This is a genomic window from Archangium sp. (genome assembly GCF_036277355.1).
In the GTDB taxonomy this organism is placed as follows: Bacteria; Myxococcota; Myxococcia; order Myxococcales; family Myxococcaceae; genus Archangium.
In genome coordinates this window covers 45747-53795 of the sequence record NZ_DASUNC010000065.1, presented here as the reverse complement: position 1 = coordinate 53795, position 8049 = coordinate 45747, and the positions used below count along the sequence as shown (strand labels likewise).

Genomic DNA, 8049 nt, shown 5'->3' with positions numbered 1-8049 from the left:
TTCGGGCGGACAACAAGGCCATTCATGAGCTGTATCGACTCGATGGCACCCTGGTCCGGCGGTATGTGCCTCCAGGCGTCAGCTTCCCCTGAATGACCAAGGCAGGAAATGAGTCACACGATGGACACGGTGCAGCTACAGGACGAACTGGTCGACGCGTGCAAGTGGGGAGAGTTGGACCGCGCCCGTGAGTTGATTTCAAGGTTCGGCGCAGAACCGGAGGCAAGGACCCTGCTCGAGGAGATGTTGCAGGGGGATGATGCGCTCGCAAGACAAGCCGCGGTCTTCGGTCTGGGTGAGCTTGGCGGAACGGCAAGCGTCAAGCGACTGGAGCAACAACTCGCTCTCGAGGAGACACGTGGGGATTACGACGGGAAGTCCGTCGTCGACGAAATCATCAGAACACTGGGGCGGATTGAGGACCCGGAAGCCCGGGCCGTGCTCGTACGAAAGCTGGAGCGGCTGGCCGCGGAAACCGCTCCGGAGGTCAGCGACGTGAACGTGGTGACACAAGCTCTGTGGAGGAGACGCCACCCGGCTCTTCTACCCACCGTCCGGAGATGCCTGGCCCAGCTCGACCTGAAGAATCACGGCTCGCTGCCTGGCCTGCGCGTGCTGCTGGAGAAGACTCCGGATGAGCTCCGTGCGTGGGTAGGCTCCCCCCTGGTCTCCGTGGAGGACAAGACACGAGTCATCACGGTTCTCGACGCGGCTCTTCCCGCCGTCGTGGCGTCCACGTTGCCCTCGTTCATCTCCACTGCCTCCGGGCTGCTCGAGGATGCCGCGGGTCAGGACGGAGAGGCCGCGTACTACTGCGACCGCCTGTTCGTCCTGCTCCCGCGGTACAAGGAGCAAGTCCTCCCTTCACTTCCGGACGAGACGCGCGCCGAGTTGCGCACCCTTGCCCGAAGCCTCGTGCCCGCGGTCTCGCCCAACTGCGCCTTTGGCGCCGTGGCCCTGCTCGAACTCGTCGGGCGACCCGAAGACGCGGCGGTCATCGAAGCGAACCGTCCGGAGGACTCCGTCGGAGCCAAGGCGTTCGACGCCATCGCACGCGCCCTACGCAACCGCCAGGAACAGTCATGAACAGCCGGCTCACGCGCTCTTGCGGCGGCGGATCATCGCCTCGTACGAGCGGTTCACGCCCTGCGAGAGGATGAGCAGCTCGCCCACGTCGGGCGGGGTGAGCTGGCCGGGCCCGTTGTCCACGTACAGCAGGTGCACCAGCTTGCCGCGCACCAGCAGCGGGAGGATGACGGCCGTCGTCGGGTAGTCCCCGCCCAGCAGCTTGTAGAAGAGGCCCGAGGCCGCATCCCGGCGCACCGGGCCCACGTAGTGCGAGCGCGTGTCCCGCACCAGCCGGAAGGTGCTCGGCGCCTGCAGGCCGATGCCGATGCGCTTCACCGCGGCCTCGCGCACCCCCTGCCCCATGCCGCGCCAGCCCGTCACCAGGCTGCCCTGCACGCTCAACAGCAGGCTGCGCTTCCACTTGCCCAGCGCGAAGCGCAGCACCGTGGTGGCCACCTGCTCGCGATCCAGGCTGCGCCCCAGCTCCGCCTGCGCCTCGGCGAAGGTGAGCGGCGTGGGCGGCGGCTCCGGTGCCACCACCACCGGCGCACGCGGCCGCACGGACGCCACCGGGGGCGGCGCCGCGACAGGCGGCGGTGGCTTCGGCGGCACCGCGATGGGAGGCGGCGGCTTCGATGGCACGGCGGGCACCCGGGGCGGAGCGGCGGGCGGCGCCTCCTCCAGCACCATCGCCTCCGGCAGCAACTCCAGCGGCGGCAGCTCCACCGGCGCCTCGGTCACGTACCCCTCGACGATCGGAGCCGGGGCCTCCTCCTCCACCATCTCCACCAGGTCCAACACCGGCTCCGCCCCCACGGGCGCACCCCCACCGGTGAGCGCCTGCGCGTAGAGCGACTGGAACTCCTCCTCGCTCATCAGATCCGCGGACTGCTCCGCCGCGGCCGCCTTCTCCGCCTGCTGCTGCGCGCGCGAGGGCCGCACGGCGTTCATGTCGATGGCCCGCATCGCCCGGAATGCCTTGCAGTAGCGCCGCTGCAGCTGGTTCATCCGGAACTCGGGGATGACCACCGGCACCACGCGCTTACCCGTCCTGAAGGCCAGCGCGTCCAGCGTCTCGATGTCCTGGGGGTTGATGACCGCCACGCTCATCCGCGTGGCGTCCACCCGCATGGGCAGGTAGTCCTTCTCGTCCGCCTCGTTGAGGTCCACCAGCTCCAGCGCACGGGGATCCGGCACCATCTCGCCCGAGGCGGACGCCACGTTGTGCTGCTTGCCCAGCAACCGGGCCAGCTCCTGCTCGGTCAGCAGCCCCAGCTCGACGAGGTTCGTCCCGAGCCGCCCGCCGTGGACGACCTGCGACTCGAGCGCCTCCTCCAGCGCCTCGGGGGTGACGACGTTTTCCTGAAGGAGCAGTTCGCCCAGGCGCATGACGGCACGGCTTGTAGTCCCCCCCCGCCGCCTTCCGCAAGGCGCGCCTGCGCCCTCAGTCCTCCGGGTGGTGACTGAGCGCCACCCGGTTCCCCTCGGGGTCCCGGACGTACACCGTCCAACGCGTCTCGTGCTCCAGCGGCACCCCCGCCCGGGCCAGCGCCTCCACCGCCCCGGCCCGCCCGGCCTTGGGGATGCGGAAGGCCAGCAGGAAGAGGCCCGGCTGCTCGTTCCGGAAGGGGCCCGGCTCGGGCTGCCCCGACACCTCCTCCAGGGCCAGGAAACCTCCTCCCGGCACCCCGACCCAGATGCTGCGCAACGAGCCGTCCGGCCGGTGGTGCCTCTCGAGCTCGGAGAAGCCCAGCACCTCCCGGTAGAAAGCCGTGACCTTCTCAACGTCCCGAACCTGGATTGCCAGGTGGTGGAAGCCCTGAACGTCCATGAATCGAATGCTATGGTGCCCACCCCCCATGGCGCGACTGCTGATCGTCGAGGATCACCCCGAACTCGCCTCCCTCATGGTCGCCGCGGCCGAAAGCCGCGGTCATGAGGCCACGGCCGTCCATACCGGCGAGGCCGCGCTCGCCCTCTTGCGCCCTGCGGCCTTCCATGCCGCGGTGGTGGACCTGCTGCTGCCCGACATGCGGGGCAGCGCCGTGCTCTCCGCGCTCCGGGACCACGCCATCCCCGCCGTGGCCGTCAGCGGCGTCTTCAAGGGAGACCGCTTCGCCCGCGAGGCCACCGAGGTCCACGGCGCCCGCGCCTTCTTCGAGAAACCCTTCGAGCTGCTGCAACTGCTGGAGTCCGTCGAGCAGCTGTGCGGCCTCACCCGTCCCCTGCCGCCCCCTGCGTCCGGCGAGGACGAGGAGGAGGTGGTCGTCTTCGAGGACGCCGCGCTGCTGGACATGGACGACGAGCCCGTCTTCACCTCCTCCGAGGACGAGCCGGGCTTCACCTCCAGCGACGACGAGCCCGTCTTCAGCCCTCCTCCCGAGGAGCACGCCCCCGTCATCGAGGGGCTCGTGCTCGTCGAGGAGGCCCAGGAGCCCATGGGCGGCGAAGCTCCGGCCGAGGCCGCGCCCGAGCTGGAGGCCGTTCCCGAGCTCGAAGCCGTTCCCGAGCTCGAAGCCGTTCCCGAGGCAGAGGCCGAGCCCGGCCCCGACGAACAGGCGCCTGCCTTCGGCCAGGGGGTGCACCCCGTCACCCTCGAGACGGAGGATCTCGAGGAGCTGGATGCCCTGGAGGAGATGGCGTCGGACGACAAGACGCCGACCATGGCGCTCTCCTCGGAAGAGCTCCAGGCGCTGGACTCTCTCGCCCAGCAGATAGAGGAAGCGCCGCCACCGCCCGCCTCCGCCGAGGAGCTCCAGGCGCTGGACGCACTCGAGCCCACCGTCGAGAGGGCGACCCCGCTCCCTTCCGCCGAGGAGCTCCAGGCGCTGGAGGCACTCGCGCCCGCCGCCGAGGCACCGGCGCCAGCCCCCGCCACCGAGGCCTTCGCGGCGTTGGAGGCGCTCGAGCCCACCGCCGAGGCGCCCGCACCGGCCGCGGCCCCGGAGACGTCCCCGGATCCCGAGCCCGGGCTCGCCCTGCCCTTCGGTGAGCGCGAGAAGGTGTGGAGCAAGCCGGCCGCTTCCGGCCCCGGCCGCCGTCCGCCGCCCGAGTGGTCGCTCTCGGGAGACCTGAAGAACACCAGCGTTCCCCGGCTGCTCAACGCCTACTACGAGGCGCGCCACAGCGGAGAGCTGAAGCTCAAGCAGGGCTCAGTGCTGAAGGTCGTCTACTTCGAGGCGGGCCGCCCGGTGTACGCGGCCTCCAACCTCGCGCACGAGCGCTTCGGCCGCTTCTGCGTGCGCCGGGGCGTGCTGCCCGAGGCGAAGCTGCAGGAGGTGGCCACGCTCGCCCGCGAGCAGAACCTCCGCACCAGCGAGGCGATGATGCGCCTGGGCCTGCTGGACGCGCGCAAGTACCCGCAGCTCATCGAGGAGCAGGTGAAGGAGATCCTCTGGTCCACCTTCTCGTGGACCGAGGGTGCCTACGGCTTCAGCCCCACGCGTCCGCCCCGGGCGGGCCTGGTGAAGCTGTCCGTGTTCCCCGGGGATCTCATCCTCGAGGGCGTGCTGCGCTCCGAGCCGCTGGAGACGCTGCGCCAGCACATGCCGCGCTCGCGCCGGCTCTTCCCCGCGGCGGCCCCGCCCTACGGACTGCACGAGCTGAAGCTGAAGGGACCGCAGGCGCTGCTGCTGGCCTACACGGACGGCAGCAAGACGGTGGCGGACCTGCTCACCATCACGGAGCTGCCCGAGCGCGGCGTGCTGGCCACGCTCCGGGGCCTGGAGCTGATCGGCGTGCTGGAGGAGCGGCGCGACGAGCCGGGCACCAGCAACCGCAGCCGCATCAGCTTCGGCCTGTAGGACGCGCGCGGCGGCGGCGCACGGCCGCCACCAGCGCTCCGAGCGCGAACAGCATCGGGCCCGGACCCGAACCGGAGCAGCCACAGCCGGAGTCCGGCACCGAGGGGCCCGTGGGCTCGCGAATGGAGATGAGCTCGCCGCCCAGCCGGGCCTCGCCCTCCATGCGGCGCTCGCCCACCAGGTGCGGACGCGCCACGTACGTGAGCGTGTGGGTGCTCCCGCCCGCCAGGGGCAACCCCGTCGCGGTGAGCGCCCCCGACTCCCAGGTGGCCTCGAGGGGCTGGCCGTCGAACTTCGCGCTGCCCTCCACGTACGTCAGGCCCTCCAGGCGCTCCACGTAGCTCACCCCCGTCACCCCGCATGAGGTGGTGTTGGAGAGGTCCACCGAGACGCCGACGAGCCCCGTCTCCGAGGCGGCGGGCAGCTCGGTGCGGCGGCGCACCTTCACGAAGGGCTCCACGGTGATGGGCACGGTGAGCTGCTGCGAGGCCTCGTTGTCCGGACCCACGCTCGCCGTCACCCGCATCACCACCGACCTGCCCACCAGCGAGTCCAGCCCGGTGTCGCGCGTGACCAGTGACACCGTGGCGCCCGACAGCACCTCCTGCTCGAGCGCGGGGCCCCCATCCTGCTCCTGGACCCAGGTGACCTCCGGCGTCTGGCAGGTGCCCGCCGGGAAGGTCTGGGTCAGGGTGACGCGGGCCTGATCTCCGCACCGGGCGACCAGGGCGGGCACCTCCGGGAATGGCTCCAGCCCCGCGTCCACCCGGAGTGTCGCGACCTCCTGCTGGCGCACCGCGGAGCGCTGGCCCGCGTCGTCCTCCATCCACCCCTTCAACACCACGGGCCGGCCGCACCCCGTCCCCAGGGGCACCTCCCATGTGCCGGGAATGGACAACTCCTGCGTCCTCAGGACGCCGCCATCCTGGCGCTCGAGCCAGACCTGCGCTTGCAGTCCACGACGCGCGGGGCAGTTGAGGTCCGAGTCCACGCCCACCCGCAGCTCGCCCGAGGGGCTCACGTCCGGCACGAGCAGCAGCGAGCCCGCGGCGAAGTCCATCAACGCGGCACGGACGCGCAGGTGGTGCTCCGAGCCCGGACCGGTGATGGCCTCGTCGGACACCAGGTAGTGCTGGGCGGAGACCTTCAGGTCCGCATCGACGCACTCCGGCGTCTCCACCACGTACCGCCCGCCCTCCTCGCGGAACCGGATGCCGACATCCGGCACGACACCGCCATCGGACAGCGTCGGATTCCACCGGGTGGCCACCTCCGGGAAGGGAGACGTTCCATCCATGCAGGCGTGGAGGGGCTTCAAGGGCTCGAGGACCCGCGACTCGCCCGCGACGAGCTCCTCGACCGGACCCGTACCGAAGACCGCGTTCGGCCTGCCCCAGGGCGCCATGCCCACGTTGAACGTCCGGGCGTTGGAGAGGCCCCCGTCGTCCGTGACGCTGAGCTGGAAGCCGAAGCTCCCAGCCGCCGGAGAACAGAACCTGGCCGGCGGCGTGATGATGGCGGTGCCCCCATCCTGCTCCAGCGAGGGAACCCCCGTGCCCGAGAACAGCGGCTCCCATTTCGGATGAAGCACGCAGCCCGCGGCCGTCGTGCCACCGCTGGCCATCCGCAGCACCAGCGGCGGTCCACCCGGCATCAACTGGCTCACGGCACCACTGCCCGGCAGCGTGCCCCCATCGTCGAACACCACCGTGGGCGGCTCCGGCGACGTCGAGTGCTTCACGTACACGTCGACGGTCTCATGTGCCTCATGCCGGGCCAGACCATCCGAGGCGGAGACCGTGAAGCTCCCGAGCTTCCGGGTCTCGCAGGCGGCGGCGGTGGTGACGTCCCAGACCTCGGGGTCCCCCGGCTGCGTTCCGGCATCCCGCACCGCTGTCCACCCTCCCGAGGCTCCACCCGGCGGAGGGGTGGACGTCACCAGCACCGGATCTCCATCCGGATCCTCCGCCGCGAAGGTGAACTGGTAGCGCCCGCCCTCGTCGAGCGTCACCACGGTCTCCGACGCGGAGGTCCCGGCGTCCACCACGCCTCCGTCCGAGACCGTGACCGCCAGCTCCGGGCCCGCGGCGTTGGTGTAGATGAAGAGGTTGCCCCCATCGGCCTTGTCGGCGGAGAAGACGCAGGAGCTCGCCTCCGTGCAGGCCACCGCCTTCAAGGGAGCCGACGAGACCCCCGCCGGAAGGCTCCGGACCCGCCAGAGGGTCCCCGCCTCCGTGTCCGAGAGCATGGGCACCGGACTCATCACCTGTCGGCTCCCGTCCGCCAGTGCCACGATGGCCATGCCGAAACCCTGTCCGGCGGCGCCTCCAGCACCCACGTTCATGGAGACGCCCAGCACGCCCGCATCATCCGCGAGCTGGAGGACCGGCCGGATCGACTTCACGGCAGCCAGCGAGCCCTGCAGCAGCGCGTGCTGGGTGCCCACCACCGCATAGGGAGCGGGCCTCGCCGGAGCACCCGCGGAGAACACATCGATCGCCTGCACGGCGGCGGGCGTCAAACCCGTCTGGCTCTGGAGCTCCTGCCAGGTGAGATTGTTGAGATCAATCCAGTAGACGCTCGAATTGGTCATCGTGGTGCCGAGCAGCGCATAGACGGCGCTGCCCACCCGCACCACCCCGAGCTCCCCACTGAGGGAGCGCAGCTTCGTGCTGTCGAGGGGAACCGGGAAGAAGGACGTGGACTCGTAGAGGCTCTTGTACGACGCGTAGCCCACCACGCCCACCTCGCTGCCGAAATCCACCACCGCCACGGCTCCGCCATCCTGCGCGTGCTTCAGCCGCAGGACGCGGCCGTCCACCGGGACGAGGGAGTTTCCATTGGGTCCGCAGGTGCCCCCATCCGCCCTCACCGCGCTCAGGGCCGCCCCCAACTCCTGGCTGACCGAGATGAAGCAGTCCTCGGGGGGATGGTAGTAGGTGGCGGCGGAGGCGGTGACGGACGAGAGCCCACCAATGGCTCGCGGGGTCCCCCCATCCATGAACAGGTAGGCCCCCTGCCCGTGGCCCACCGAGAAGCGCTCCGGCCCCCACACCTCGAGGACGTGGTTGGGTTGCTCCTTGAGGGAAAGGTCCGTGCGCCAGTCGGCATGCGCCCGGGCGGCGGCGAACATCACCCCTCCCGCGAGCACGCACAGGGACAGGAGCCGCAGACGCAC

At 70.8% G+C, this 8049-nt stretch carries 5 protein-coding genes; 2 read left to right on the top strand and 3 right to left on the bottom strand.

The window, feature by feature from the left end; translation table 11 throughout:
• Positions 1–120: 120 nt before the first annotated feature.
• Positions 121–1086, top strand: coding sequence for a HEAT repeat domain-containing protein (locus VFZ09_RS17840; protein WP_329728789.1), 966 nt, complete (start codon positions 121–123; stop codon positions 1084–1086).
• 9 nt (positions 1087–1095) lie between these two features.
• On the opposite strand, the gene VFZ09_RS17835 is transcribed toward VFZ09_RS17840, so the two are convergent.
• The gene (locus VFZ09_RS17835) at positions 1096–2457 is read right to left on the bottom strand and encodes a hypothetical protein (RefSeq protein ID WP_329728788.1); all 1362 of its coding nucleotides are present in this window, start codon (positions 2455–2457) and stop codon (positions 1096–1098) included.
• Between the two features lie 55 nt (positions 2458–2512).
• Positions 2513–2899: a VOC family protein gene (locus VFZ09_RS17830; protein ID WP_329728787.1), complete on the bottom strand. Its 387-nt coding sequence runs from the start codon at positions 2897–2899 to the stop codon at positions 2513–2515.
• 28 nt (positions 2900–2927) lie between these two features.
• Between VFZ09_RS17830 and VFZ09_RS17825 the strand changes: the two genes are divergently transcribed.
• Positions 2928–4871, top strand: a complete 1944-nt coding sequence (locus VFZ09_RS17825; protein ID WP_329728786.1) for a DUF4388 domain-containing protein — start codon at positions 2928–2930, stop codon at positions 4869–4871.
• Here VFZ09_RS17825 and VFZ09_RS17820 read toward each other — a convergent pair.
• Positions 4855–8049 carry a hypothetical protein gene (locus VFZ09_RS17820; RefSeq protein WP_329728785.1) on the bottom strand — a complete coding sequence of 1065 codons (3195 nt, stop codon included), beginning with the start codon at positions 8047–8049 and terminating at the stop codon, positions 4855–4857. The two genes, VFZ09_RS17825 and VFZ09_RS17820, sit on opposite strands and share 17 nt — an antisense overlap.